The following is a 26730-nucleotide window of genomic DNA, read 5'->3' as shown; positions in this document are numbered from 1 at the left end:
CCACTTCAGTGGGGGCACTCCACAACTGCACCGGGATAGGCACGGCCATGTCTGACAGGGACTTCATCTATGTCTGCCGGCCGCAACTGCCGGAAGCGGACGACATCACCGGCTATCTGCGCACGATCGATGCGCGCAGGCTCTATACCAATCGCGGCCCGCTGGTGAACCTGCTCGAAGAACGGCTCGCCCGCGAGATGGATGCCCCTCGCCACTGCGTGCACACCGCCTCCTCGGGCACATCCGCGCTTGAAGTCGCGATCCTGGCCCATGCCGGGCTTGCCACGCCGGAACGGCCGCTGGCCCTGATCCCCTCCTTCACCTTCGCGGCGACCGGGCTTGCGATCGAACGCTGCGGCTATCAGGCCCATTTCGTCGATATCGACCCCGAGACATGGGCCGTGGATCCGACGGCCCTGACCCGCCACCCCCGGCTGGCGGAGGCCGGGCTGATCGTGGGCGTGGCGCCCTATGGTGTCCTGCCCGACATCGCCGGGTTCGAGGCCCTGCAGCGCGAAACCGGCGTGCCGGTTGTCATCGATGCGGCGGCAGCCTTCGAACAGGTGGTGACCCGGCCTGCACCGATCTCGGACACGGTTCCGATGACGCTGAGCTTTCACGCGACCAAGACCTTTTCCACAGGCGAGGGCGGCGCGGTGATCTGGGGGGACAGGCCCGGTCAGGACAGGGTGACCCAGGTCTCCAATTTCGGCTTCTTCCTGTCGCGCGAATGCAAGGTGGCCGGCACCAATGCGAAGATGAGCGAATATCACGCCGCGATCGGGCTCGCGATGCTGGATGCTTTCGACACGCGAAAACGAGACTATGCCGCCGTCACACGCGCCTATGAGACGGCCGCGCAGGGCCACGATCTGGGCGGGCGGCTGCATCTGCCGGGGCGGGTCAGTTCCGCCTATGCCCTGTTCGAGGCCGAGACGGCCGAAGGATTTCTCGCAGCCGAGGCGCATCTTCTCGAACGGCAGGTCGAAACCCGCCGCTGGTACGAGGCCGGCCAGCATGCGCAGCCTCATTTCGCCCCCGCCGGAAGCGATCCGCTGCCGGCCACCGAAAGCCTGAGCGCCCGTCTGCTGGGCCTGCCCATGGCGCATGATCTTTCGCCGACCGATGTGACCTATATCGTCGAATGCCTGTCCGAGGCCGCGGCCCGCACCCGGCCCTTGCCCGTGATGCTGGACTGACGCCTCCGCCGGGTCCGGCACGGATGGGACGAACTCCGCCGATCGGCCATGGCCGGCCACGCCCGGCCTTGCCCCGCAGGCAATCGTGGCGCTAGATCGCAACAGGGCCGGTCCCGCCCCCGGCCCGCTGGAGGACACCCATGGCGCATGCCACGATTGCCAGCCCTTACGCCCCGCCCATCGAGGATACCGGTCTTTCGGAGCAGGGCCAGATGTTCGGCCCCGCGGCCATGTCACAGAGCCTGCCCGAGGCCCCCGACGCCCGCCTCGATGACGCCGACAGTTTCGTCTTTGCCCCGATGCTGGCCGAGATGGCGCAGACCGGCACTGACACGCAGACGACCGGCCCGGATGAGGCCGCTCCGGAGGCGGCACCCATCAATCCCGCATCCACGCTCGTTCTGACGGCCTCTGCTGCGGTCATCGATCCCGGGGCCGGGATCACGGCCTGGGGGGTCACCGCGGAATGGAGCGGCCCGGCCACGACGGCGGGTCTTCTCGACAGCTATCTCAGCGGGCAGGGCACCAGCGGCTTCAACATCGAGATCGTCTTCGAGGGAAGCTGGACCGCAAGCCTGCAGGAGGCCTTCATCGTTGCGGCCGAATACCTCTCCTTGATCATCCCGGGGGATGTGCGCGGGGGCGGTGCGCTTGGGGTGGACGATATCCGCATCACCGCAAGCCTCGAGGATATCGACGGGCCTGGCGGCGTTCTGGGTCAGGCGGGGCCGACCGGCGCGCGTTTCTTCTCGAAGCTGCCGACCACGGGGATCATGGAATTCGACATCGCCGATTCAGAGGATTTCGACGCCGACGGCCTGTTCGACGACATCGTGCTCCATGAAATGATCCATTGTCTGGGCTTCGGCACGGTCTGGGATCTGCTGGACCTGACCGACGGCACGGTACGCGCCGGCGACATCGTCTATACCGGCGCGAATGCGATCCTGGCCTATAACACCGTCTTCGCCGATATCGCAGCCGGAGATCCCGGATCTGCCGACGGGATCCCCGTGGAGACGCAGGGCGGATCGGGCACTGCCGGCAGCCACTGGGACGACGCCCTGTTCGACTCGGAGCTGATGACCGGCTTCATCGATACCGCGAACACCGTTTCGGCCATGACGGTCGCGGCCCTCGAAGACCTGGGATACGACACGATCTGGGACCCGGACGATCCGGCAGCGACCCCGCCGCAACCCGACGAACTGCTTATCTGACAGGCACTCCGTCACCGCAATCGGCCGGGGCAACACGAAATCGGGCCTGCGAGACCTTCTTTGCAACCTTGCCGCGACCGGGTTGGATCGGGCGTTCCATCCAGCGCGCGTTCGCCTATTGTGCGGGGGACCATCACAAGAGCAGTTCAATGTCAGATTCACCCGAGGCAGATACCCCCGCAACCGGCTGGTTCGGGCACCGCAATATTGCGCCGGAACCCGGCGATGCCCTGCTGCGTCTGTCCGATGGCATCACCATCGACTGGAAGGATTACCGCATCCTTGCCGGCGTGGTCGACGGCGTCTCTGCCCGGCCCGTCACACAGGACGGAATCGATTGCGTCGAGGTCGAGATACCGAAGGGAACAGGCTGGGTCAGGCTCAGGATCGATCTGCCACCCAGAACCGAGGATACGCTGACCGGCATTCGGGTCGTGATGCGACTTGCCGCGCGATCGGGCCGGACAACGCCCGGTGCGCCGCTGAAGGCCCATGTCGGCCAAGTCGCATCCACCAGCATTCAGCCGATCCCCGTGGGAATGGCCCGGATCACCTATGCTCCGGAGCACTGGTACAATGTGACAAGCGCGTTCGTCCGCCCCGGCGGGCCGGATGCATACGCAGCCCTGCTGGACCTGCCCGAGGACCATATCCTGACCCTCGGGCTTGTTGAAACGACCGATCGTGCCGTGCGTTTCGATCCGGCGGCCCGGCAACCTCTTGCGGCTGCGGGTCTTGTCGCGCTGCGTCCCGCGCGGGCGGAACGGCTGACGCCGGAACAGGCCCGGGCCGCCGTAGCCCATGCCCCCGTCTTCGCATCAGATGCGTCACTCGAGGGCACGGATCTGACTGGCTGGGCCCTGACGGATGGACCGGCAGAGATCGTGCTGCAGGCCGCAGATGGGCGCGGCGCGCCTGTCTCGGCCACCGTCGGCCTCGAGACGGAGCTGCGACCCGGTCTATGGGCCGATTGCGGCTTTGCCGCCGACGTGACGCCGCTTCTGACGGAAACCACGCCGAACCTGACCTGCCACCTGCACCCCGGGCCGGAGAGCGAGCCGGGCCCCGCCTTCCTGACCCTGTCCCCGGACGGAACCGGCGCGCCCGATCCATCCCGGCTTACCCTGCCTTCACCTTTACCTGATTGCGGTGAAACAGGGTCGATTCCACCCAACCATATGCCGATATTCACGCCGACCCGCCTCCCCCCTGCAGTCTTTGTCGCCCCCGACATCTCGGCAAGCGACCCCTACCAGCGGATGCTCTACAGGGCGATGCCGGGGGTCGAGCCGCGTCCGGGCGGCCTTGCCGGAGCGATGGAACATCTGACCGACCCGGAACAGGACCAGGCGCCCGTGGTCCATCTGATCGCCCTCGGCCCTCTTCTCGCGCAGGCAAAGACGGCCGAGGAGGCCGCTGACCTCGCGCGCGAGACCGGGCGCAAGCTGGCCTTTCTCATGCATCAGGGCGGACAGGTGATCTGGACATTACGCGCCCCGCCCGAAGGCCCCTGGCCCGAGGCGGAACGCGCCCTCGGGCAGGCAGTCGCCGCGCTGCGCGGCCCTGTCCATCTTCACTGTGACAGCCTGATCGCGCCGCTTTCCCGGGCCTGGGGGGTCGATCTGCCGCCCGAGCGCTGCGTCGTCACCCCGCCCGGCGGCACGGTCGGTCACTATCCCGATTACGCCACCCGTGCCGCGGCCCGGGCCAAGCTGGGGCTGACCGGGGATGCGCCGCTTTTCCTGCTTTTCGGACGACTGGGCGAGGGCAAGGACATCGATGCCGCCATCGCCGCCTTCGAGGCCGTTCATGCGGCCCATCCCGAGGCACTTTTCCTGATCCTCGGCAATACCGCGCCCGGTGCGCGGCGGGGCCGGATCCGGCGGCGGTTCGACGGGCTGCCCCACGTCAGGGTGATCGAAACCCACACTGCCGACAACAGCCTGCAATGGTTCCTGCGCGCGGCGGATTGGGCCGTGATGCCCTATCGCGAAGGCCACACACCCGAGGCTCTGTTAACGGTCATGTCCTTCGGCCTGCCCGTGATCGCCCCGAACCGGAAGGTGATCCGTCGTCTCGTGCCCGACGAGGCAGGTCTGCTTTATGATCCCGAGACGCAAGATGGGCTGAAACAGAGCCTGTTTCAGGCCTTGGCAAAGGGCCAGGACACCGCCCGCACAATGGGCGAGACCGCCCGCGCCGCCATGACCGGACGGAACTGGCATCCCACCGCGCAGGCGCTTCTTCCGCTTCTGGAAAAGCGGATCACTGGTCAGGCCGTCATGCTCGATTTCGAGGATCGCCCCCGACAGGCTCACCTGTTCGGCCGGAGCTTCCCTCCCGAACGCCCCGCCCGAACGGCGATCCTGATCCTCAATTACGAGAATTGCGAAGATACCGGTCAGCTGAAAGCCTCCCTTCAGGACGGTACGGATCAGGATTTCGACCTCTACATCATCGACAACGGCTCCCCCTCGGTCACGGTGGATGAACTGGTCCAGCGATTTGGCGACAGCCATGTTCTGCGCCTGCCCGCCAATCTGGGCTATGCGGCGGGCAACAATGCGGGCCTGCGCCTGATCGCCGGTCTGAACTATCGCTATATCCTGATCCTGAACCCCGATCTCACCGCACCGCCCGATGCGCTGGACCGCATGGTCGCCGCGGCCGAGGCGCATGACGGACCGGCCGTGTTCGGACCCGTCCTGCTGCGCGGCGGCGATCCGGGGCGGGTGGCCTCGGCGGGATGCTTCATCGACACGACGTCGGGCCTGTCCACCGGGCATATGTATGCCGGCGAAAGCGCCGGTGTCCTGCCCGACACGCCCTTTGAGGCGGATTTCGTCACCGGTGCGGCCCTGTTCTTCAGCCGGTCGACCCTCGAGCGGATCGGCTACCTGCCCGAAGACTACTTTCTCTATTTCGAGGAAAGCGACTGGTTGCTCAGTGCGGCATCCAAGGGCGTGCCCTCGATCGTGCTGCCCGACATCCGGCTGCAGCATCACAAGCGCTCCGAGGTGGGCGGCGTTCCGACCTCCTATTTCTTCTATTACTACATCCGGAACTCCCGGCTGTTCACCCGCAAGCTCGCGAGGCGCGATATCGAACGGGCACCCGATCCGACAGCGTCACGGACCCGGCTCCATAGCGACTTCATTGCCCCCTGGCTGGAGCGGATCCGGCGCGCCGCACCCGACCGGCTCGACTGGTTCAGCGCTTTGGCAGAGCGCGCCCTCGCCGATGGAGAGGCCGACCGGTACGGGGCGGTCGATCTTCTGGCAGGCCAGCTTGCCGACCCGGAATTGCCTCTGGCAGATCCGGGGATCGCGGGAGGGCTCAAGGTTGGCTTCTATACCGGTGGCGGCACCAGCCCCAAGATCGCCGGAACGCTTTATCTGCCCGCGGGCGCGGCATCGACCGGTCCCTGGCGGCTTTCCGCGGTGATGCATGGCAATATCCTGGGAAGCGCCCAGGCCAAACGCGATGACAGCGATCCGGCAGATTGCCTGCGCTTCGAACTGCCCCTGCCCAAGGACGACCTCACACCAGGGCGGAGCCAGACGGTAACGCTCTATCTCAACGGTCGGAAAGCAGGCTCTGTTTCGGCCTATTTGCCTTACCCTCCCCCTTTGCTCGAGGGCAAGTTCGTGACCTTGGGCAATCATTGCTGCACGGGTTGGCTGCGCAACAAGGCCATGTCCGACGGCCCCGCCATCGCAGAGATCTGGACCGGCGGGCGCCTTGTCGGACGCGGTCTGGCGGACCTCCCCGTCAACCAGGGGGATTGCGGCTTTTCGATCCGCCTGCCTCGTCATCTTTCCGACGGAACGGAGCGGATCTACGAATTGCGCGCACCGGGGGAAGACGAAATCATCGCCGAGGCCACCCTCTCCGACAAGATCGGCCAAGGCTCCGTGGTGAATGCCCCGTTCGACCAGATCGAGGCAGAGTTGTTCTATCGTCAGGAGGCGTGGTTCGGCTCCTATGATCCGGAGACGACCCGCATCGTGCGCCATTTCCGCAAGATGGCCGCAGACCGCCGCGCGGCGCTGACCCCCGACAGCGCCGCACCGGTCTGCATCGCCCTGCCCGTCCTTCACTCCGACGACATGCCGGGCCTGCGTGCGGCGATCGACAGCGTTCTGGCCCAGACCCACGACGACTGGGAGTTGCGCATCGCGACCGGGGATGCCCGTCTTGCCGAAACGGTGTCGGGGATGCTGGGCCCCGAGGTCGATCCCCGGATCCGGCTGCTTGCGCCGCCGAGAACCCTGTTCAACCGGGCCGAGGCACGCAACCTCGCCCTGAAGGATACCGACCGCCCCGTCATCGCCCATATCGACACCCGCACCACCTGGGATCCGGACTATCTTGCCCTGCAACTCGATGCGCTGGCCGGCGGTGCACAAGCCGTCATCTGCGGGCAATGGCTGACCCACAGGGTGCTGTCACCGGACGGCGTGACAGAGAGCGCCGAGACGATCGGCCTGCGGTGGAGCCAGCCCACGCTTCCCCGGCTCGAGAACAGGCCCGGGACGGATATCAGCTGCCTGATGATGCGGCGCGATCTGTACCAGCGGCTTGGCGGGTTCGACCGGACCCTGCCCACGTTCGAGGATTGGGACCTGATGCTGCGCATCGCCGATATCTCGGCCCCGCGGGTCGTCCCGGCCATCCTTGCCACCAGCGACCATGGCCCTGCGCCGATGCGGCTGAACCATGATGCCGCGCGCAAGCAGGGGCTCGAGAGGATCGCGACCATCATCGACAGGCTCGCTTCGCGCTTTGGCCTTGACGACAAGGATGCGGCACCGCCCTCCCGGATCATGGACATGGCCGTTCTCGTCCCCGACCGTGAGGCGATCACCGGACCGGATCCGGCCGGCCGGATCGCCCAACGGCTCTCGGACCTGGCCATGGCCCGTCCGGATCCGGGACAGGGCCGGCTGTTGGCCATGCTGCCTGCGGGATTTGCCGGACCTGTGCGGAGGGCCCTGTCCGATCAGGGCCTGCCATGGGAGGTCGAGCTGCGCGAAACAGGATCTGTTTCGGCACAAAACATCGCATTCGACGCCCTGAAACAGGCTCTCGACTGGCGGCGGGACGCAGCCGATCTTCTGGTGATGCGGATCGGTACGCTCCTTCTTGGAGGAGCGGTGACCGGCCTGTGGGACGCCGCCGCCCGGCGCCCCGGCACCGGCATCCTCGTGCCCCGTCATGGCATCGGCGGACGCGAAGACGAGGCCCGCGCCCATGCGCCCAGTTCCTGGCGCGAACGCGATGTCTGCATCGCGATATCGCATATCCGTGCCAACCTGCTTGACCCGGGCCTCGATCTTGACGGTAGCCTCGTGGGCCTGAGCGAACCCGATCCCTTCTGCCTGTGTCTGCTGCCCGACGTTGCGCGGGCCCTGAAGAACGATCTGGAACAGGACCCCCCCGGCGACGGGACCGATCTCGAGACGCTTCTCGGCCCCCGGGCGGCACGAAGCTGCGTCGCCCTGGAAAGGGAGATTGTCTATTGTGGCCACGCCCGGGCCTTCGAGATGCCACTTTGACCTGAGAGTAGAATAGCATGAGTGTCATGATCGAACAGACGCCTCTTGCCGGGCTTGTCGTGCTGACACCCCGGGTCTTTGCCGATGACCGCGGGGCCTTCAGCGAGACGTGGAATGCCGTGACGCTGGCCAAACAGGGGATCGAGCTGAACTTCGTTCAGGACAACCAGTCGATCAGTCGCCTGCCCGGCACGGTGCGGGGCCTGCATTACCAGACACCGCCACATGCGCAGGACAAGCTGGTGCGGGTCGCCCGTGGTGCAATCCTGGACGTGGCGGTCGATATCCGGCGCGGCTCTGCCACGTTCGGCCAATGGCACGGGATGGAACTCACCGCAGAGAACGGCAGGCAAGCGCTGGTGCCCAAGGGGTTCCTGCACGGGTTCATCACCCGCGCACCCGACACGATCGTTCTTTACAAGACGACGGATATCTATGCGCCCGATTGCGACCGCGCGGTGCATTTCGCCGATCCCGACCTGGGCATCGACTGGGGCATCGACCCGGCCCGCGCGATCCTGTCGGACAAGGATCATGCGGCCCCCGCCTTCGCCACCCTCGACACCCCCTTTTCAATCGCCGGAGAGCCCCTCTGATGCCGATCATTCGTCATGGCGGGCAGGTGATCCATTTCGCCCATGTTCCGAAATGCGCAGGCACGGCGGTGGTGCGCTATATCACCAACCGAACCGGGCCGATGGCGTTCTGGGATTCGCGCTTCTTCGAGATACCGGCCCCGCAACGCTGGACGAAAAGCTCGCCGCAGCATGTGCCGCTCGAGATGTTCGACAAGCTGTTTCCCCCCGGCTTTTTCGATGCGCGCTTTGCCGTGGTGCGCCACCCGGTCGACAGGATGGCCGCCGTCTATCTGTTTCAACTCGAGAAAGAAGGCTCTGTTTCGCCTGAAACGCGGTTCGAAGACTGGCTTCGCGCCTTGGCCGACCTGCCCGGGGAGCGCCCCTTCATCTTCGACAATCACACCCGCCCGATGGTGGATTTCGTCCCCGAAGAGGCCGTGATCTTCCGCATGGAAGACGGGCTCGACCGGGTTCAGGCCTGGATCGATGACCGGCTCGGCCTTGGTCCCGATCCCGAGCACCCGCAGATCCCGCGGATCAACACGCGCTACCGGCGACTGGGCGGCAAGGTCCCGGAATTCGACATCAGCGATGAGGCCCGTGCGCTGATCGGGGATCTCTTTGCCACAGATTTCGAGAGGTTCGGCTATGACAGGTGACACCCCGCGCAAGGGCATCGTTCTGGCAGGCGGCACGGGATCGCGGCTGTTTCCGATCACCAACGGTGTGTCGAAGCAGCTCATGCCGATCTATGACAAGCCGATGGTCTATTACCCGATCAGCGTTCTGATGCTGGCCGGGATCCGCGAGATCGCGATCATCACCACACCGCAGGATCAGGACCAGTTCCGCCGCGCCCTTGGCGATGGCAGCCAATGGGGCGTCAGTTTCACCTATATCGTGCAGGACCGGCCCGAGGGCCTCGCCCAGGCCTATATCCTGGCCGAGGCGTTCCTGGATGGCAGCCCGTCCTGCATGGTGCTGGGCGACAACATCTTCTTCGGCCACGGCCTGCCCGAGCTTCTGGAGCGCGCCTGCGCACGAGAGACCGGCGGCACCGTCTTCGGCTACCGCGTGGCCGATCCCGAACGCTATGGCGTGGTGGCGATGGATGCCGAGGGGCGGGTGACCCAGATCATCGAAAAACCGGAAAAACCGCCTTCGCCCTTCGCGGTCACCGGGCTTTACTTCCTGGACGGAACGGCGCCTGCGCGGGCGGCGAAGGTCACCCCGTCGGCCCGGGGCGAGCTGGAGATCACCTCGCTTCTCGAGATGTATCTGGCCGACGGCGCCCTGACGGTCGAACGCATGGGACGCGGCTACGCCTGGCTCGATACCGGAACCCACGGCTCCCTTCTCGATGCGGGCAATTTCGTGCGCACCCTGCAATCGCGGCAGGGCCTTCAGACCGGCTGCCTCGAGGAGATCGCCTACGAGAAAGGCTGGATCGACCGCGCCAGGCTCGAGGAACTGGCCGAGGCCATGGCCAAGAACGACTACGGTCGGTACCTGAAAACGCTGCTGCGCGACTGAAACAGGGTCTGTTTCAGCTGATCTTGCCCTTGATCCGGCTGATCAGCGACCCCGTTCCGGCCTCTTGCTGAACGTCTTCCTCCGTCAGGGTGCCATCGACAGCACGCGCCCGTTCCATATGTGCGGCACGTTCCTCGGGGGGCATCGACGCCCAGAAAAAGGCCTCGGGATCGGCGATCGCGATCCGCCCGATGAATTCCGCCCAGGCCCGGATCCGGGCCAGATCCACAGCATCGAAATAGCTTTCGGGATCGAGGCTCTGGCGCTGCGGCGGGGCGCTGTCGACCGCATCGGCCAGCGCCTTTGTCAGGGGCATGCCCTTGAAGAACGCATCATCCATCGCGGCGGCATCATCGCGGAAATGATCGGCCACCTTCTGCGCCAGGGGCCGGGGCATTCTCAGCTTGTCAGCGGCCGGAACGCCAAGTTCGCCATAGCGCCGCCCGAGGATCGGCGCCATGTGCCAGCCAATCTGTCGACGCGCCAGTTCCATGCCCGCGGCCTCGCCGCCCTCCATCTCCATGATCCGGGCATGAACCTCGCGCATCATGGCCAGATCAGGCAGCGACAGAGACGCATTCGGTACCGTCTCGAGCGTCGATCGCGCGCGCGGCTGCTGCGTCGTGAAGGCGATGAAATCATGCACAACGTCACCGGCGCGGAGGCTGTCGGGATGAAACGCCTTGGCGGTGAACGCCTCGCCAAAGGTCTCTTTCCAGGCGGCAAAACGCGGATGATAGAACCGTTGCGCCCCTTTTCGGCGATCGAAATATCCCGCCATGGTGGGCGGGCCGCCGGATTTCTTCAGCGCCTCTGCATAGCCCGACACGATCCGCGCATGATGCGGCCGCACATAGGCGACAAGCCGGGTCCGGCCGGCATAATCGGGGAAGAATTCATCCAGGACCGCCTTGAGTGCCTCGGGTTTCACGAATTCGAGCAACTCGGCCGAGATCACGCCCCAATCGGCATCGCTCTCATCCATGGCCTGCGCCAGCGCCCGGAACCTCGCCTCGCGGAACGGCGCATGAACAGGCGCCTCGGGCAGATCGGAAATGGTCAAGGCATGCTGATTGTGGTTGATCTGCGCGGGATAGAAGATCGTCCCCCCACGCGGCAGGACATAGCTGCCCGATGACAGGGCCGACTGGATCGCGGTCGAACCTGTCATGCAATCGCCAATATGAAAAACAACCTCTTTGACCACAGCCTTTACCTCACTCCTTTGTCGCTGCGCCTATCTGACTGGCAAGCGCAGACACCTTTTCCTCGGCATCCCGGCGCACGGCCCAGAAGAAATGTTCCGGCTCCAGCGCGATGATGTTGGACATGAAATCTGCCCAGCCGCGGATGATGCCCAACTCGGCCGGGTCGAAGTAATCGGCCGGGCGCAGGCTCTGAGGCTTTTCCAGAGCCTGCGCCGGTGCCTCGTCAAGCGCTTCGGTCATCGGCGTGCCTTCAAAGAAATCCGCATCTAGCAGACGCGCATCCTCGCCACATTCCTTCCGGATTTTCTGGGCCAGGCCACGATGCATCTGGAGCCGGACTGGCTTGGCGGGCTCATTGGCCGAGAGATATGGCGCGATATGCCATCCCAGATCATCCTGCACCCGCTTGAGCAGGACATCATTCAGTTCCGGGTGCTCGGCCATGCGCGCATGAACCGCCTTGAGCATCATCAGGTTTCGCATCGACAGGGACGAATTCGAATGCTCGGGCGTATATGTCTTGATCGTGTCGTCGCCGGTCACGAAGGCGAAGAAATCGGCGACCACATCCCCTGAGACAAGCTGCTCGCGAATGAAGGGGCGCAGGGTGAAGGCCGGGCCGAAGGCCTCCCGCCACTGGGAAAAGCGTTTGTGATAGAGAAGCGAGCCATTGGCCACGCGGCGATCGAACAGGATGCCCATGTTCTTCGGGCCACCAGTCTTTTTCAGTTGTTCAGCAAAGGCCGACAGGACCTTGCTGTGATGCGGCCGCACATAGGAAATCAGCCGGGTCCGATCCTCGTATTGCGGCATGAACCGCTTGAGCGCATCGCGAAGCCGGAAGGGAGAGATGAACTCGAAGACCTCGGCCGAAATGATCCCCCAATCGGCATCGCTGTCATCCAGCGCGGCGGCCACCTGAAGGAACCGGTCCTCCATCTGTTCGCGGTCCGCGGCCATCATCTTCTGGTCGGACAGGGAATGGGCCAGGGGGATATGATTGAACCGGGCGGGGTAATGTATGCTGCCTTTCGGCAATTCATAGCCCTTGCCCATCAGACAGGTCTGGATCGCGGTCGATCCTGTCTTGCAGTCACCGAGATGGATGACGAGCTCTTTCACCATATCTGATCTCTCCGCGGGATAGGCTGGCTCAGGCCAGTAGATTATTGACGCGCATTCCTGTCACGACATGCCACGGCTGACAAGGTGATGGCGCTCCGATCACGGGTGGGATCAGGCGGCGGATATTCGTTTCAGCCGCCGCGCAGGCGGCGCAGACCTAGGATCAGCCGACGCACGGGGGATGTGAGCTTCCAGGACGTAGACGACACGAGCGCCGCGACATGGCCCTGCGCCTCGTCACGCTCGGCACGCAGGTGATCGGCCTCAGTGTGCAGGCGGGCAATCTCTTCACGCTGTGCAGCATAAGACGCCTTGAGCGCCTGAAGATCGCGGTTCACGGCATCGCGGTCCTCACGGCCCGCCTCGAGCTGCGTCGTCAACGCCAGAACGTCCGCGCGCGCACGTCGGGCGGCTTCGGCCTCGGCCTCCCGGGCCGCGGTCTGATCCCGGCTGGCGGCAAGCTGGGCGCCCAGCTGTTGCAGGGCCCTGTCCTTGGCCGCGACGCGATCGGCGGCAATCTTCTCGGCCTCGATCCGGGCCTGTTCGGCGGCCTCCGCCACGGCGCGCGCCTCGGCCTCGACACGCCGGCCCTCGGCCGCGCGAGCCTCGGCTTCGGTCAACCTTGCGCGCAGGGTGCCCAGTTCCTCCTGCGCGGCCCCGTGCCGGTGCATCAGGTCGGACAGGCCGGTCGCATCGCGCAGCGCCTCGGCGCTTTCGAGTTTCGCCTGCAGCACCGCAACCTCGCGGGAGCGGGCCTCGTGCGTGTCCCGCAGCTCGGCGAGAGAGCGGGCCGTGGCATCCCGCTCTGCCTCCAGTTCAGCCAGCGCCGTCTCGGCGGCGGTGGCGCGGGCCTGCGCCAGATCGGCGCGCTCGGCACTGTCGCGGGCCGCCCATTCCGTCTGCACCGCCGATCCAAGCCGGCGGAAGACATGCCGCACCTCGCCCGCACCGGGCGCCATCGGGTCGAGCCGGGCAAGATCGGCCAGCTGCCCGGGCTGATCCGCCCCCCACAGCACCGCCACGAGGCCCGCACCCTCCTCGAAGGAGATGACCGGATGATCCCGGCCCAGCCGGTCGAGATAAAGCCGCGCCGGGCCGTGTGCAGGCCAATGCGCCACCCCATGCAGCACGATCACGCCACGCGCCGACATCTTGCGCGGCCATTCGTCGTTCAGGGCTGCGACCGTTTCGGTGTCGGGCACGCCATGCACAGTCAGAAGATCGACTGTTCCATCGGCCATCTGCGCGGCCAGCGACCGGGCCGTGCCAGTGCTCAGCCGCGAGATGTCGTCATATTCGCTGTCGTTGTGATCCCTCAGCTCCGGCGCAGCCGGATCGGCCGAGACCCCGTGACACAGGCTTTCCCGGCCCAGCCGGTCGATCGCCTGGCAGGTCGCGAAATAGGCAACCCCATCGCCGAGACCCAGAGAGGCGAAAACCCGGGGCCGCGCCAGATCGGTGAGCCAGAACAGGAACGGCAGATGGCACAGATCCGGCGAGGGGCGCAGGAACCGCGGACGCCAGAACAGGGCGCGCGCCGAGGCCGGTGTCACGATCTCCGGCATGGCAGGCGCAGTCCCGGACCGTGTCACCATCCCTGTCATGTTCTGCGTCATCTCTGGTCCCGGGCTGATCACATCTGATCTTGTCATACGCGGCCATGGTACAGGTGGAAAGCTCCCCGGACCATTTTTGAGCGTGGATCAGCGCTCAGAAATCCAGACCGGCGCGTTCATGGGCATCGAGACGCCCGGACAGGCGCAACGCCACCTCGCCAAAGGAACTCCAGGGGCTGGCCAGAAGGTGCCGGCTTTCCGACAGGGCCAGCATGTCGGCCAATGCCGCGCGCAGGGCCCCGGTCGACCGATCCCGCCCCGGATCCGGGCCGTCATGGGCCCGCATCACGACACGCCCGCCATAGCGCGCGGCAAAGGCCTCGCGGGTGGCGGCCTGATCGGCGGCCAGGAAGATGCGGGGTGGATCGGACGCCTCCCACCGGGCAAGCCACGCATCGAGCCGGGTCATGAAGCGCGCGTAATGGCTTTGTCCGCGCCAGTGCAGGATCGCGTCATGGCCCTCCGCGCTCCAGTTATGGGGGGCGTCGAACGTGCCGCCCGCCGCCTCCATCCGGATATGAAGCGCGATGTCGAAGGGCCCCGGCGGCGCGAGTGCGCGCACCTCCCCGCGCGGGCGCAGTACGGATGCCAGGGCGGCATTTTCCGCCACCCAATGGCTTGCGGGATGTGTGATCACATAGGCCGAGCGCAGATAGGCATCCTGCCCGGGAACCAGCTCCAGCGGCGTGCCCTTCGCGGCATCCGGCCCGGTCTCCATGTTGTCGAGAACAAGATCCCCCCGCGCGCGTGCCTCTTCGATCAGATCCGTCTCTGTTACGGCGCAATCCGTTTGAAACAGATCCTCCAGACCCGCCTCGCAATGATTGTCCGGGCGCCAGTTTATGACCAGCTCGCGCCCCGTCGCCCTTGCAATGGCGGCGGCCGATCCGATGGCCCGCATCCGGTTGCCGAGACCGTGGCAGGGCTCGATCACGATCCGGCCCTCGCCGGGGCGATGCACCATCGGTGCGGGCGGCGGCGGGGCCAGAGCGGCGATGTCCTGCACGCCCAGGGGAACGGCAAGGACCGGGCTTTCCAGATCCTCGGTGGCGGCCCCGAGAGGCGCCCGGGCGGCGGGGCCCAGCGGGTAGCTGGCAGGCACGAAGGGCAGCTGGTCCAGCCCGGCCAGCCCCGTGGGCCGACGGGTCGCACGCAGGACGGGCACGCGGCCCGTTTCCCGCGCAATCTCATCGAGCCGCACCTTCAGCGGGGCGGCGGCATGGGGCCGGGCCGACAGGGCCGGCAGATCGAGATCGGCCACGAGATGGCGGGGGGCGGCCAGTATCTCGGGCGATGCCTCCGCCAGCGCCAGTTCCACATGCAGATCGGTGATCGCCTCGAACCGGCGGCAGGACAGAAGCCGGTCAAGCCCGGCCTCGTCCAGATCGAAGACGCGCAGCCCCGCCCGCCACGACAGCAATTCCCACGCGGCGAGCCATTCGGCCCGCACCCGCAGATGGTCGGGCGCCGTATGGGGGCTGCGGCCCGCGCGCGCCAGCCGCCCCTCCTCCAGCCATCCAAGGGGCAGCATGGTGCGGTTGATGTCCCAGGCGGGCATCATCGTGGCGAGAAATCGGTTGGTGCGGATCGCGAACATGGGCCGGGCGCGCAGATCGGCCCAGCCACTTATCCCCGCCTCTTCGTGGCCGAGACGCACGCTATCGTCATGATCGAGATGGCGCACCGTGCCCCCGGCCACATCGACGCGGGCCACCCCCGCATCGCGCAGCCGGTCATAAAGATCGTCATCATCCCAGCCATAGGTGGTGATGTATTCGTTGAACCCGTTGACCCGCGCCAGATCGGCCCGATGCACGTAGAAGAACCCGTTCACATATTGCTGACCCGGCGCCGCGTGACGCCAGTTGCCGACCACCACCTCACCCGGGGCAAGGGGATTGCGGTCGAGGAAATCGGGGGCCAGCGCGATATCGGCATCGGCCTTGAGGATCACCGCATGTTCCGCAGCCCGGAACCCGGCATTGAACGCATAGGACAGGACCCAGCGATCCTCGCCCTCCACCCGGAGGATACGGATCCGGGGATCGCTGATCCCGGCCTCGGCCAGCGTGTCGGCCACCGGGATGGCGGAGGACCAGTCCACGACCACGACTTCCGCCAGATCGAGCGCGAGCCAGCCCGGCAGGACCCGGGCGAGGTTGTCGTTGCGATCGCGGCAGGCGGTGACGAGGCTGATCCCGGGCAGGACCCCGGCTTCGGGGTCGAGCCGGGGCGACAAGGCGGGCGGCGGGCGGTATCCGGGCGGCGGGGTCATGACCGCGCCTCCGGTTTTGCCAGCAGGATCGCCGTCTGCCAGCCATGGCCGCCGGGGATCACCGCGCGCAGCTCCATCCAGCGGGCAACATGGGCCAGGAAATCGTCCCGGTCATAGACGACGCGCTGCTTCCAGGGGGTGGTGCGGGTGATGAAGGCCCGCCAGTTCCGGGTGAGCAGTCCCGTTTCCGCATCAAGGGCCGCCACGTGATCGTTGGAGGCATGATCGGGCGCCTCGCGGGCGATCCGATCCAGCGTTTCGGCATCACTTATGGTGAAATAGAGCCTGCCTCCGGGTTTCAGAAGCCGCCGCACCTCCAGCAGCCAGGCATCGTCGAGATCCCCGATATGGGTCCAGACGGAACTGGCGAAGACCAGATCGAAGCTCCGGTCCTCGAAGGGCAGATGCGGCGCGGTCGTGGTGGTCACGAAATGGAAGGGCGGCAGATGGGTCTGCGCCCAGCGGATCGCCTCGGCATGGATATCGACGCCCCAGACCTCGCCCGTGGCAGCCTCTGCGCCCAGATGCCGGGTCATCCGGCCCGCGCCACAGCCGAAATCGAGGATCCGGGGGCCGGGCCCCGCGACACCATCGAGGGCCAGTGTCCGGCGCAGGGCACGCACATCCGAGGCCCCCGACGACAGGTAAAGATCGTCGCGCCAGGCCCCGTCGCGCAGCCCGTAGTAATGGCGCAGATCGGTGGGGGGCAGACGCGCGGCCCAGGGCCGGGCCTCCGCCTCGGGGCCGATCGCCTCGCGCACATGACCGGCCTTGCCACGGGCAGGCGCATAGAAGGTCCCCGCAAGGTTCGTCGCCGCCAGCAACCGCTCCTCGATGGGGCGGGGCGGGGCCTTGGGGGTCGGGGAGCGGGGGATCATGGGCCGGGCCTTTCCATGCCAGTTCCATAGCCGGGGGGTGCGCATCGCGCAATCACGCCCAGCGGTGATCGGCCCGAAGGGGGCCGTCGGCACGCAGGAAGGCCACGTCCACATATCCCAGCGCGCCATCCCGCGGGCGGGGCTGATAGCTCAGGATATCGGCCACGTCGAAGCCCCAGCGCCGCATGGAGGCGACGATATCGCCGAATTGCGCAAGGCGCGGATCCGAGGCCGGCCGAAAGAGATTGGCCTCCATCACAACCACGTCGAGCCTGCGGCGCAACGCCCGCCCGGCCCCTTTCAGCACCTCGAGGTCATGGCCCTGACAATCGGTCTTGAGGAGGATCGGCCGGTCCAGATCGCGCGCCGCCAGAAGCCGTGACAACGTGGTAAGGGGGACCTCGCGCAGGCGCGGGTCATCGGGTGGAATCGATCCTGTTCCCGCCAGACTGGCCCCTTCCGGAGCACCAGGCTCCACCTTCATGCGGGCAGAGCCGGCCCGTGCACCAAGCGCGGTCAGATGATATTCGCCCCGCCTGCGGCGCAGGATCGCGGCCAGCCGCGGCTCCATCTCGAGCAGGGGCTCGATAAGGATGTGATAGGCCTCGGGCGCACCGTCCTGCAGCGCGGGCGTGCCATGACAGACGCCCACATCGATCACCGTGGCAGGCGCCAGCCCCCGCGCGCCCAGCCAGTCGACAAAGCCCGCCAGATCGCGCATCAGGCCGCTCGCGCAACCGGGGCCGCGCCGATCGCCAGCGCCTCGAGATGGGAAGAGGCGGGCAGGCCCACCTGCCGCAATGCATCCGCCGTCTCCTGCGCGGCGCGCCTGCGCCAGCGGTCGAAGGCCGGCGGATCGAAGCGGACGCGGGCCAGCGCGGCCCCCGGATCGGCGGCGGCCAGCACATCGGTCCGGTCAAGAACCGGCAGATGCATCGTCTCCGCCAGCTCCGCGCTGCGCGCATCGTGAACGACAAGGGCCCCGGGCCGACCCGCCGCCAATGCGGCCATGACACCGTGCACGCGGCTGCCGATCACGAGGTCTCGCCCCGCGAGCATCGCGAGCCAGTCGGGCGCGGACAGCGGCACCCGCCCTGCCCGGCACAGGCGCGACCAGAAGGCCACCTCATCCATCTCCGGGGCGAGGACCGCCCGGATCCCGGCCCGGGTCGACGGGGCAAGGTGATGCCATTGCCCCGACGCTGCCCGCAGCGCCGCGACCCCGCCCGATTGCTGCACGTAGAGCCCGTCGCGTTCGGCAACAACCCATCGAAACAGTCTCCGTTCAAGCGCAATCGCCTCGGGATTGCCCCGTATCTCGAACGGGGCGGCGGCGGCCATGACCGGCCGGACAGCACAGCCCTTGCCCGCCAGCCGAGCGCGAAGCCGGGCCAGCCGGACCGCGAGGCCCGACCCCAGATCGGGCGCAGGGTGAAGCAGGGCCGAGGGGCAGCCAAGCGCCCGTGTCCCCGCAAGGCCCAGCCGGTCGCAGACCGCCTGGCTGAACCGGCCGCGCACGGTGACAAGGGCCGCCCTGTCACGCAGGATCGCCACGAGCCGGGCGGCATGAGGATCGGCGGCAAGCCGGGCCGCGGTCTCGGCGACGCCGGCACCCAGAGGGGCCTGCACGCCCAGACCCAGAACCACGAGAGGAGGGCCGGGCCGGGACAGATAGCCGTTCAGCCCGGTCCAGTCCGCGCCGCAGCGCAGATGATTGGCCGCAGGAAAGATCACCGCCCGGGCCGCGGCGTGCAGCGACATGTCCCCCCAATCGGCGCCCGTCTCGTGCAGATGCACGCAGCGCCCCGCCACGAGTCTGGGCACCGCATGCTGAAAGACGAGGTTTCCCGCATTCTGCCCCATGCGCCGCAGGCATGTCCCGGTATCGGCACCGCGCACATGGCCCGGCGGCCCCATCACCAGAAGGACGGGTTCTGTCATGACATGCCTCCGGTTCGCCGTGACCCCGGCCTGACGAGGCCCGGACCATCCGTTCTTCCGCCGCCAAGACGGCGGGCAAACCGAGATTAGACCGCTCAGGGTTAGCGCATCGCTAAGACGGTCGGAACGGACAGGACGACCTTCTCCCTTGTTTCCGCGGGCGCGTCATGATGTAGAAGGCCCTGTCTGGCCTTTGCCGAGCCGGTGAACTGGGCGGTCTGCGGGCCGGACGTGATTGTGACCGAAGTTTTTTGATGAAATGTGTTGCCCTGCCTATTCCGGAGCGGCCCAGAACGGATTTGGGACATGAGCCTTGACGGATTGATCGACCCCGGCGCGGGACGCGGCGAAAATCCCCGCAACGCCTGGAGCAGATTGCGACAAGCTCTCGAGATTGCCCAATCCCCGGGCCTGCCCGAACGCTGGCACCTCGCGCAGCGAATCCTCGAGTCGGTCCGCTACGCCGCCGATCTCTCCGATGCCGTCTTCGACGTCTATGCCCGGCAACTCGAGGCGCTCCGCCCGGCCGGCCTGCCACCGGCCCCCGTCAACAGCCCGGCCGATTACCTCGGCCATGCGGCGCCGATCCATCACCGCGCCTTCCGGCGGCTCGACAGCAAGGTCGATCACCCCAGTCCCTTTCCCTACGGGCTTGTCCTTCCGATGATCGTGGGCGGGCAGAACGACATCACCTTTCTGTATGACGCGGCCACCGCGCTTGGCGCGGCGGGGCCGGTCCGGACGCCGGTCATCCACATCTTGCTCGATGCAAACCGGCTGCGTGGCCCGCGGGAATTGGCCCTGCTGCTACAGGATCTCGCGGCCCAGACCCATGACGGGCCGGTCAGGCTCACGCTCTTCGGCGGGGCGGGTGATCTGCCGCTCGCGGCGCCGTCCGGAGCCCCTGTCCCGGACCGGGTCGAGGCGGACCTGCTCAGCGAGGAGGCGCAGGGCCATATCGCGGCCCGGCTTGACGCGGCCGACATCGCCCTTTTCCTCAGCGGCTCGGCCCGGCTCGATGCCACGGCGCTGGCCCGGATCGCCTGGCCGGGGCGGATCAGCCAGACACTCGTGCAGCTGCTCAAGCCGCTGGGCGAGGATGACGGACAGAAGATCACCCCCTTCTCGCTGACCGCGCTGCGCCCGATGCTGACGATGCGCTATCCGTTCCGGGACGTGGCAGGCCTGAACATGGCAGTGCCGGCAGCGCTCCTGCGCTTGACCGGGCTTCTCGATCCGCGGTTCACCTCGCGCCATGCAGCCGGGCGGGAACTGGCCTTCCGGCTGTACAATCACGGCGCCTGGTTCGCCCCCCTGGCCCTGCCCGGACTGACCCGCGACAAGGACGAGATCAGCGAGGAGGACGCCCGTCTCTATACAGGGCTCGCCCCCAATCACTGGGACAGGAAGAAGGATGCCGCCCATTACGAGGTGCCCAAGGTCTCGGTCTATATCCCGACCTACAACGCCTCGAAATATATCGAGCGCGCCGTCGACAGCGTGCTGGAGCAGGATTTCCTCGACCTCGAGGTCTGCCTCGCCAATGACGGCTCCTACGACCGGACACTCGAGGTGCTGGAGCGGCGCTATGGCGATGAGAGGCGCGTCAGGTGGCTGGCCAACCCCAATGGGGGGATCGGGTTTGCCTCCAACACCGCGATCGGCATGGCGCGCGGCCTGTATATCGGTCAGCTCGACAGTGACGATCGCCTCAAACCCGGCGCGGTCCGGCGCCTTGCAGAACATCTCGATGCCAACCCGGCGGTCGTCTGCGCCTATGGCTCCTGCGAGCGGGTCGACGCCGAGGGCAATTACCTGCAGGACGAATATTCCTGGCCCGTCTTTTCGCGCGAAAAGATGATGGTCACCTCCATCGCCCATCATTTCCGCATGTTCCGCCGCGCCGCCTGGGAACGGACGAGCGGCTTTCGCGAAGATATCGTCAATGCCGTCGATTACGACATCTTCCTCAAGCTGTCCGAGACCGGGAACTTCCACCACGTGGAGGAGATGCTCTACCAGCGCCGCTGGCACGGAGAGAACACTTCGAACGTCAATGAACATCACCAGACGGCCAATACCTACCGGGTCCAGACCGAGGCGCTGAAACGGCTGGGCCTCGAGCGGTTCTGGGAGGTGGCCGTCGTCGAGGGTCAGGACGATCCACGCCGCGTCACCTACCGGCGCAAGCCCGGCCAGCCGATGGTGGTCTTCTGGCCGGATTATTCCCGCTCCAACCCCTATCAGAAGCTGCTCTACGGCGCGGCGAGGGAAGAGGCCGAATTCGTGGCCGGCGATATCGACGCCGCGCTGCGCCTGATGACCGACCTGCCCGCCCTTGGCGGCACGGAGGGGCCGCTGACCTTCCACCTGCACTGGCTGAACTTTCTCTTCGTGGGCCTTGGCGAGGGGGATGCCGAGGAAGCCCGCGCCCGGGTCGACGGATTTCTCGAACGGCTTACCCTGTTCAAGTCGATGGGCGGGCGGCTGGTCTGGACGATCCACAACGTTGTCAGCCATGACAGCCCCTTCATCGCGCTTGAGACCGAATTGTCCGAGGCCATCGTGGCGCTGGCCGATACGCTGCACCTGCATTCGGAGGCCTCGGTCGCGGAGGTGGAGACGGCCTTCACACTGGATCACGCCAAGATCGTCATCTCACGACATGGCGCCTATGTGGGCGCCTATCCCGACTTCATCGGGCGCGATCAGGCGCGCGATCTTCTGGGATACGGGCGGGATGAGGATATCATCCTCTTCACCGGCCAGATCCGTCCCTACAAGGGCGTCGAGCACCTGGTGGACGCGATGCGCACCATCCTGGCAGACAGGCCGCGGGCACGGCTGGTGCTGGCCGGTGCGATGCAGGTCGACCTCTTCGAGACCCTGAGCCCCGCGCTCACCGCCGCCGAACGCGCCCGTATCGACGTGACCGGCCGTTTCCTCGACGACATGGAAATGCAGGTCTTCTTCCGCGCCGCGGACATCGCCGTCTACCCCTACCGCAAGGTGCTGACCTCGGGCTCGCTCCTGCTGGCGCTCAGCTTCGGGGTGCCGGTCGTGGTGCCCGATGTGGGCATGACGCGCGAAGTGCTGGGCTCCGGCCCCGGCCCCGCGGGCCGCCTCTATGCCGGCGAGGCCGCAGAACTCGAAGCGGCGATCCGCGACCTGCTGTCCGAAAAGGAGGCCGGCCGCCTGCAAGAGATGGGCACCAACGCCCGCGCGATCGCCGAGGCGACGAACTGGCCAGATTTCGGAAAGGTGGTGCTGGGGTGAAATTGAACCGGGCTCTCACCTTGTGTTTTCACCCCCACCCGTGTCATCCTGATGCATAAGAAAAAAGCACCGCGGCCATAAAAAAGCACCGTCGCAATCACGTGTAGACGCACCTGTGTTGTGTCCGCCCCTTCAAAGGCAAGCCGCTCATGAGGCGCCTTGAGCTTGCCCATTCGATGGGTTCAGCCATTCCCACCCCCGACTTCGACTGCCAAGACCTTTACTATACGGAATTACGAACTGATGAATTTCCTGCCGTGTTCTTTCCCACACAACGATTTCTTGTTGCTGGGTGGCGAGGCGGGCCACTCGGTTACGGCGCTCGCTGGCCTGACGCGCCATGTGACCGAAGACGCGACGATCTTCCATAATGTTGAGGGTGATCCGGGCCGCACGGTTTCCGGTGTCATCATCCGTAACAGGACCCTCGAACTGGGGGAATACCACCCCGAACGAAACGAAGTTCTGACGGGGCGATATTGCGGAATTCGTCCCGTCGACAACGGCCCCATGGGCCTGGAACTCGTCGCCGACGAACTCGGAACGATCCCGATCTATTATGCGAAGACCGCCAAGGGTCCGATGGCCAGCAACTCGATCCGCCTGATCGCTCTGGCCATGAAAACCGCCGGTGTCCCGGTGAAGCTGTCCCTGGGTTCGATCGCCTCCACCTGGTTCACCGACAACTACCTGTGTTTTTCCCAGACCTCCAAGGAGACATATGTCGAGGGTGTTTTTCTTGGCCTCCTCGGACAACGCATCATTTTCCGGGGCGGACAGATGTCGGTTTCACCTGCCCCGCCCCCGCAGGGAGAGCCGCCCAAGATCGAAGAATATCGGTATCTTCTCGACAGGGGGATCGAAGAGATCCGGGAAAATGTGCTTGCCGTGATAAATGCCGGTCTGCCGGTCTTCAGTACACTGACCGGGGGACGTGACAGCAGGATGGTGTTGGGCGCCCTTCTGTCTTTGGGCCGGGAGCGGGATGTGCTCTTCCAGACGAATGACGTCAATGAAGACGATACCAACATCTCGACTGCCCTGGCTGGCTATTTCAAGCTGGCATACGCCACCCCACCGGAGCGTGTAAGACGTGTCGGTCAGAGTTTCGATGATGACTTGCAGCACTTCACTCTCGCCAACATGGGGGCCAAGACGCTCTACAAACAGGCCAATGTCAGCCTCATTTCCGATGAGCTCTCGGTTGCGCTGATCGGGGGCTCTGGTGAATTGTATCGAACCGTTTTCACAAAGGGATTGAACCCAAAATTACTGCAGTCGAATGTTCATCCGGCCTCTATCAGAAAATGGCTTCGAAACTACAAGATGTTTCACAAGATGCCGCAGGATATACGTGACTTGATCGTAGAACAGTGGCTGTCTGTATTTCGGGATCTTGGAGCCCGGTCCATCAGAGAAGCCATAGACCTGCACTACGCGAATTTCCGCAACAGGCACCACTTGGGGGCTCCGACCCAGTACCGCAAGAACGAGAAAAATGTGCTTTTCTCGCCAGCGGCTTCTGTATCACTTTACCAGCTGGCCCGCCGGATACCGGGGCAAGCTATCGAGTCCGACCGGCTGGTCTACGATATCACCCGTGCGCTCAATTTCGACCTGGCGCATCTGCCATATGACAAACCTCTTTTCCTGAGGAACCCGTCGGTGGCACAGCGGGCTCAGGCGACACAGGACAATCTGATCGACCGCTTCCATCCTGATCCTGATCGTCTGAAGATGCCTCCCCCGAAAACAAAAGAATTCAGCGGAGAGCAAGAGGACCGGGATTTTCGCGAGTTCTGCATCACGTCGATAGAGACGGAACTGGATCTTCTTCAGGAGCACGACGTCGCCAGGCAGCTTGTGACCGACGATTTCCGGCGGTTGATCGGCAGTCGTTTGCAAAGCATCAAGATGGAAGGTATCTCCACTTGGCTTGGCAAGTTCAGGGCCGCCCGGATGGTTGCGGAACTTTCCTCCTAGCAAGGGACAAGAGGGGGCACGGTAAGTTGGTTTTACCCGTTCGGCATTTGATGTCACGACGCATCGGGAGGATGGGTGTTCTGGATGCCCGGGAATGACAGGATCATGCGCCTCCATGCCTTCAGGATTTGAAAGTCTGCCCCTATGATGCCGCTGTTCACCCCCGACGCCGAATTGTCGGCACTGCCGTTTCTCTCGAAACACGCGGGCCGGATCGGGCTCGTCACGCCCGTGGCAGAGATGGATCTGCTGCCCGATACGCTACACACCCCCGGAAGTACCGCGTTTTCGGGTGTGCTGAAGGATGTCGAAGTCATCCCGCTCGACGAAAACACCCTCGACCAACTTGCCGTGAAGTCACACGAAAAGCTCTGGCTCGTCGCCGCGTCGGGCGGCGAAGGAAAGACACTAAACGCGCTACGCGCAGCCTGTCCCGATCATCGCTTCGCGGGCCTCGGAGAGGCGCTGTTTCCCGCGCTCGTGGCGCGCAATCCAGGGGCGATCTTTGACCGCCTGCCCCAGAAGACGCACTGCCGACAGATTACGCTGATCTTTGCCCCGCCCCGGTCGGGATCGAGTTTCGTGGCCGACATTGTCTCCCACGTGACCGGCGCGAAGACCCGTGAACACCTGCGCAACGAAGTGATCGAGGTTCTGGCCAGCTCCTACAAGTTCAACCGGGCCGCCGCCCTGCGCAATTTCCTCAGCATCGTGACAACGACGGACGGTCAGGCCTCGACGAAGATCATCTCGCATTTCCTTCAGGATTACGTCGCCCGGGTAGGGGGCATGAGACTGGTCAAGCAGGTCTTCGAGGGCGTGGCTGTCCGCACCATCGTCATCGAACGCGACGACAAGGTCGCACAGACCGTGTCGGGCTATCTCGCTTCGCGGCGGGGGATCTGGCATCTGGAAACAGGCCGTGACGCCAAACGGCTCGAGGAGGCGAACAAGGTCGGTTACGATTTCGACAAGTTGCTGCCGCGTTATCTCGGCTACCGGCACCAGAGCTATGTGCTCGATTTCGCGCGGGAGATCTTTCCCGATCACATGGCGCTGGAATATGGCCGTGACATCGAGGCGGGGGATGCGGCCGCGCTGGGGGAGAGGATCGCGGAATTCCTCGGTCTGCCCTGGGTGCCCGGCGACCAGCCCAAGGGTCGCGCCAAGCTCGCCAACGAAGAGAACGACCGGCTCTGCGCACAGTTCCGCGAGGATTACGAAGCGCTGATGGGACGCGCGCCCTGATATGTGACGGCCCGGGCACGCGTGGCAGACAGCGCCGCCGTGGCGATCTGCTTGGCCTGCCTTCGACCCTCTGGTAATTGCCATCGTCACAGTTGCACAACTGCCGTTGCAACCCAGATCGGTTCTGCCTCCCCGTGTCCAGTATCCTTGTCATCTCGCCTGTCTCGTCCCACCCGCCGCAGAATGGCGCGCGGCGGCGGATCCATTCGCTTCTGAGCCTGCTCAAGGTGCGGGGGCACCGGATCCATTTCGTCTATACGGCCTGCGAGAAGGTCGATCTGACCCGGATGAAGATGCTGATGGAGGCGGATTGGGAGATTAGGACTGCGATAAGTGACTACTCAATAATACATATGCTGTGTAATGCTCCATCGCCCAAAAGCACGGAACGTCCAGAGTGCGGATCATCATGAACGCATCACGCAAAACGCCAGAAGATAGCGATTTTTCCGCCCGCCCGGATCATCGTATCGTACGCGACCCAAGAGACGCAGACAGCCAGAGGTGCACATGCTGATTATCAACAACGGTGTCCCCAAGAGCGGATCGACCTGGATGCAGACCATTCTGCGCAACCACATCGACCCGCAATATCCGTCCGAAACCTGGGCCAACGGCTGGATGAACCCCTCTGTCGACCATGAGAAACTGGAGGGCTACATCGCTAGTGGCGAATGGCGGACCGGACCGACGTTGCTCAAGCTGCATCTGACATTTACGCCGGAATTCGCGTTCCTAGACCGTCCCGAGGTCCGCATCGTGGTGAGTTACCGCAACCTGCCGGATTCCGTTGTGTCATGGTTTCATCACCAGAAACGACAGGGCGAGGTCTCCGAGGACCAGAAGCAGACCTGGCTTGAAGGCGCCGGGCGGCGCTATGCCTTGCGCGCGGCGCATCACCGTCTTTCCTGGCAGGGACGGCCCAACGCCATCCTGATCAGGTATGAGGACATGCTCCAGGACGCCGCACCCCATATCCTGAATGTCATGGAGTTCGTCGGCGTTCCTTGCACGGCCCTACAGGCCGCCAGACTGGCCGAAGACACCCAGGTCCGGGTCAACAGCAAAGCGGCACTCCGTGAAGGCCAACAC

At 65.4% G+C, this 26730-nt stretch carries 17 protein-coding genes; 10 read left to right on the top strand and 7 right to left on the bottom strand.

Going from position 1 to position 26730, the window contains the following annotated elements; genetic code table 11:
• From EP376_RS21125 to rfbA, 6 genes are all read left to right on the top strand, one after another.
• Window positions 1-1199 (top strand): DegT/DnrJ/EryC1/StrS family aminotransferase (locus EP376_RS21125; protein WP_206074817.1); only part of this gene is annotated, 1199 nt, incomplete at its 5' end.
• Window positions 1200-1339: 140 nt separating this feature from the next.
• Window positions 1340-2419 carry a leishmanolysin-related zinc metalloendopeptidase gene (locus EP376_RS21120; RefSeq protein ID WP_127657500.1) on the top strand — a complete coding sequence of 360 codons (1080 nt, stop codon included), beginning with the start codon at window positions 1340-1342 and terminating at the stop codon, window positions 2417-2419.
• Between the two features lie 149 nt (window positions 2420-2568).
• Window positions 2569-7977, top strand: coding sequence for a glycosyltransferase (locus EP376_RS21115; RefSeq protein WP_127657499.1), 5409 nt, complete (start codon window positions 2569-2571; stop codon window positions 7975-7977).
• 17 nt (window positions 7978-7994) lie between these two features.
• Window positions 7995-8573: a dTDP-4-dehydrorhamnose 3,5-epimerase gene (gene rfbC, locus EP376_RS21110; protein WP_127657498.1), complete on the top strand. Its 579-nt coding sequence runs from the start codon at window positions 7995-7997 to the stop codon at window positions 8571-8573.
• Window positions 8573-9214 (top strand): sulfotransferase family 2 domain-containing protein, encoded by a 642-nt coding sequence (locus tag EP376_RS21105; protein WP_127657497.1) that lies wholly within the window; start codon window positions 8573-8575, stop codon window positions 9212-9214. Before rfbC ends, EP376_RS21105 begins: the two co-directional genes overlap by 1 nt.
• The gene (gene rfbA / locus EP376_RS21100; RefSeq protein ID WP_127657496.1) at window positions 9204-10088 is read left to right on the top strand and encodes a glucose-1-phosphate thymidylyltransferase RfbA; all 885 of its coding nucleotides are present in this window, start codon (window positions 9204-9206) and stop codon (window positions 10086-10088) included. Before EP376_RS21105 ends, rfbA begins: the two co-directional genes overlap by 11 nt.
• Window positions 10089-10101: 13 nt before the next feature.
• Here the strand turns inward: rfbA and EP376_RS21095 are convergent, their stop codons facing one another.
• The 7 genes from EP376_RS21095 to EP376_RS21065 all read right to left on the bottom strand — a co-directional run bounded on the left by EP376_RS21095 (window position 10102) and on the right by EP376_RS21065 (window position 19131).
• Complete coding sequence (locus tag EP376_RS21095) at window positions 10102-11259, bottom strand: hypothetical protein (RefSeq protein WP_127657495.1); 1158 nt, start codon at window positions 11257-11259, stop codon at window positions 10102-10104.
• Window positions 11260-11305: 46 nt separating this feature from the next.
• The gene (locus EP376_RS21090) at window positions 11306-12421 is read right to left on the bottom strand and encodes a hypothetical protein (RefSeq protein ID WP_127657494.1); all 1116 of its coding nucleotides are present in this window, start codon (window positions 12419-12421) and stop codon (window positions 11306-11308) included.
• Window positions 12422-12552: 131 nt separating this feature from the next.
• Complete coding sequence (locus EP376_RS21085) at window positions 12553-14037, bottom strand: class I SAM-dependent methyltransferase (protein ID WP_164745024.1); 1485 nt, start codon at window positions 14035-14037, stop codon at window positions 12553-12555.
• 94 nt (window positions 14038-14131) lie between these two features.
• Window positions 14132-16312, bottom strand: a complete 2181-nt coding sequence (locus EP376_RS21080; protein WP_127657492.1) for a galactosyltransferase-related protein — start codon at window positions 16310-16312, stop codon at window positions 14132-14134.
• On the bottom strand, window positions 16309-17190 hold the full coding sequence (locus EP376_RS21075) for a class I SAM-dependent methyltransferase (protein ID WP_164745023.1): 882 nt from the start codon (window positions 17188-17190) through the stop codon (window positions 16309-16311). The genes EP376_RS21080 and EP376_RS21075 overlap by 4 nt, the downstream gene beginning before the upstream one ends.
• Before the next feature lie 52 nt (window positions 17191-17242).
• Window positions 17243-17911 carry an FkbM family methyltransferase gene (locus EP376_RS21070; protein ID WP_127657490.1) on the bottom strand — a complete coding sequence of 223 codons (669 nt, stop codon included), beginning with the start codon at window positions 17909-17911 and terminating at the stop codon, window positions 17243-17245.
• Window positions 17911-19131: a polysaccharide pyruvyl transferase family protein gene (locus tag EP376_RS21065; protein WP_127657489.1), complete on the bottom strand. Its 1221-nt coding sequence runs from the start codon at window positions 19129-19131 to the stop codon at window positions 17911-17913. Before EP376_RS21065 ends, EP376_RS21070 begins: the two co-directional genes overlap by 1 nt.
• A gap of 306 nt (window positions 19132-19437) precedes the next feature.
• On the opposite strand from EP376_RS21065, the gene EP376_RS21060 reads away from it, so the two are divergent.
• The 4 genes from EP376_RS21060 to EP376_RS21045 form a co-directional block, all read left to right on the top strand.
• Complete coding sequence (locus EP376_RS21060; RefSeq protein ID WP_127657488.1) at window positions 19438-22407, top strand: glycosyltransferase; 2970 nt, start codon at window positions 19438-19440, stop codon at window positions 22405-22407.
• Window positions 22408-22650: 243 nt separating this feature from the next.
• A complete protein-coding gene (locus tag EP376_RS21055; protein WP_127657487.1) occupies window positions 22651-24390 on the top strand; it encodes a hypothetical protein in 1740 nt (579 codons plus the stop codon).
• A gap of 147 nt (window positions 24391-24537) precedes the next feature.
• Window positions 24538-25638, top strand: a complete 1101-nt coding sequence (locus EP376_RS21050) for a Stf0 family sulfotransferase (RefSeq protein WP_203331231.1) — start codon at window positions 24538-24540, stop codon at window positions 25636-25638.
• Between the two features lie 510 nt (window positions 25639-26148).
• Window positions 26149-26730: sulfotransferase domain-containing protein (locus EP376_RS21045; protein WP_276317309.1), on the top strand; the 582-nt coding region annotated here is incomplete at its 3' end.

The organism is Alexandriicola marinus (assembly GCF_004000435.1).
GTDB classification, from domain to species: Bacteria; Pseudomonadota; Alphaproteobacteria; order Rhodobacterales; family Rhodobacteraceae; genus Alexandriicola; species Alexandriicola marinus.
The sequence above is the reverse complement of the archived record's forward strand: the minus strand, read 5'-3'. Positions and strand labels throughout refer to the sequence as shown.